Raw genomic sequence first — 2356 nt, forward strand, 5'->3', positions numbered from 1 at the left:
GGACAGGCTGCGACACGCTCTAGACGATCAAGGATGGTGCCGCCCGAGGGTCGGCCAGATTTTGCAGCCGCAGCGCTGCCGCCCGCGCAAAGTCGCGTGTCATCCGCGCGCGGCGCGCGCCCGAAAGCCGGGTTTTCGGAGCCATGCGCTGAATCTCGGCGCCATAGGGGTCGGCGCAGATCAAGCCGGTTTCCGGCGGCAGCAGTTCAACCGGAAAATCATGATCGACAGCCCAGAAATAGCGATCGCACCATTCCAGATAGCCCTGCCATTTACGGTCCGACGCGAAATCGGCGCGACTGCTCTTGCATTCCACGATCCAGAGATCGCCCCCCGGTGCCAGCGAGATCACATCGACGCGCAGGCCCCGCGCGGGGACGAATTCGGTCAGCGCCGCATGATCCATGCTGCGCAGCAGACGCGCCACGCCGCGCGCAAGGCGCTGACCGGCCAATGCCGGCAGATCATTCGCATCAGTCGGATATTCCATTGCCGCAGAATAGAACGAAAGCAAAACATCGTGCAAGCCCTGCGGCCTGCCGTACCGGAAGCTTGAAACGGCGGCGCGGCTTGCCTATCTGTTCGTCTTGGCGGGCTTCTGCTCTTCCCGCGCGCGGCCATTTTTCCACTGGCCTATAACTTTTCCGAGGGGGCTGGCCCTGTCGTGACCCTGGTCACGTTATCCGGCGCCCACCTGGTACTCCAGGCTTTCGGGAAATCTCGCGCTGCCGCGGTCGCTGCGGTTCCCGCCACCTCACGAAAGAACCGCCCTGCCATCCGGCAGCGGCGGTTTTTTCGTGGCCGGCCGGGACCGGTTCCGGCACCAAGAAAGGGCGGCCTTTCGACCGCCCTGTCCAGAGAGACTTTCGATCCAGGGAAGGGATCAGAAGCCGTAGACGATCGCGACGCCCAGGGTATTGTTCGTGCGGATGTCACGATTTTCCTGGTACTCGGTCATGTAGCTCACGCGGGTCGCCAGCTGGTTCGACATCTTGAAGTTGACGCCGAATTCGTTGCTGATCACGTCATTCGCATCCTTCGACCCAAGATAGTCGGTGTCGTTGGTGATGAAGATCATGTCGTTGAAGCGGTGATACAGCCGCGACGACGCGATGTAGCCGACCGAGGTATCCGACGAATCGCCAACCGTGTTGCCGTTCTCGTCAAAGCCCAGGGATTGCGCACCGGTCTGGGTGTAGCGGACGCCGACACCGGCCTGGACGCGCCAGGTCGTATCCGGCGTGTTCAGGATGCGATAGCCCGGACCAAAGCCCAGGAAGGCGTCGCGGCGCAGGTCATTGAACTCGGCATTGAGATCTTCGTCCGACTGGGCGGCGCTGTTGCGCTGGCCATCGACAAGACCGTTCACGCTGAGCCGGCCCAAGGCGAAGGCATAGAAACGATCGTTGAAGTAGTATTGCGCATCATAGATCGCATCCACATCTTCCTGATCCTTGTTGCCGTTGTCGTCTTCGCCGAAATAGATGGCAAGGCCGACGCTTTGCGCGAAGGGAGCCTGATTATACGAGACGCGGCCGGCGATGGCCAAATCCTGGCCTTCGGAATTGCCGGTCGAGCCGCTGTATTGCAGCGACATGTTGCCGAAAAGGCCTTGGCGGCGATCGGACGAACCGAACCGGTCGGCATCGGCCGAGCGGTTGAAATCATCGCGGACGTTGTCTTCGATGTCGGTGATCTGTTCGTCGATGGCCGAGACGCCCACGGCATCGGCGCCGGTTGCAATTTCAGTCTGGGCGAAAGCCGGAACCGACAAGACGGCCAGGATCGCGGCGGTGCCGGTCAGCAGCGTAACTTTTTTCATAATGTGTTCCTCACGAGCTGAGTTTCGTTGTCCTGGCCTCGAAGCGACGCCAGAGCATCTCTGCTGGGTATCAATTATCGCTGAGCGGGTCTGGTTCAAAGACCCGTGGAAAACATGGTGAAATGTCGAAAACGTGAGCAACGGCACGACACGGCGCTGTCGGCGGAAAAACGCTGACATGAAATCGTGAATTGAACGGATGGAACAAAATTCTCTTTCTCGGAAAGTATTGGTTAATATGGCTAAACCGATTTGAGATCGAAAGGGATCGTGATAATCTGATCGCTCGTTTTCAGAAATGCACACGTTACTGCGCATGAAAAAGGCAGGCAAGCCTGGTCCGGCAGCGCGGCGTGTTGTTGCAAAATCGACACGGAAGCCACGGGCGAGCGCGATCGGTGAGGCGCATTTACATCACCATCGGCCGTCTGATGGCGACGCATCGCCGGCGCGAGGTGTTCTTCTTTCGGTTGAAGGCGGGGGTGGGGGCGCCCCACCGCACAGGCGATTCGGCCAGAGGCGGGTTCCTGCGAT

General features: G+C 60.0%; 2 protein-coding genes. Both read right to left on the bottom strand.

Annotated elements, in window-relative coordinates:
• Positions 1-19: 19 nt before the first annotated feature.
• Positions 20-490, bottom strand: a complete 471-nt coding sequence (locus B4A72_RS06945; RefSeq protein WP_292978264.1) for an MmcB family DNA repair protein — start codon at positions 488-490, stop codon at positions 20-22.
• A 393-nt stretch (positions 491-883) separates the two neighbouring features.
• A complete protein-coding gene (locus B4A72_RS06950) occupies positions 884-2002 on the bottom strand; it encodes a DUF481 domain-containing protein (RefSeq protein ID WP_292978265.1) in 1119 nt (372 codons plus the stop codon).
• Positions 2003-2356: the final 354 nt, after the last annotated feature.

This window comes from Paracoccus sp. UBA5162 (assembly GCF_002413585.1).
Lineage (GTDB): Bacteria > Pseudomonadota > Alphaproteobacteria > Rhodobacterales > Rhodobacteraceae > Paracoccus.

What these genes read in the sequence shown, in the direction of transcription:
- B4A72_RS06945 (WP_292978264.1), bottom strand. Translation starts at nt 490, where the DNA reads ATGGAATATCCGACTGATGCGAATGATCTGCCGGCATTGGCCGGTCAG.
- B4A72_RS06950 (WP_292978265.1), bottom strand. Translation starts at nt 2,002, where the DNA reads ATGTCAGCGTTTTTCCGCCGACAGCGCCGTGTCGTGCCGTTGCTCACG.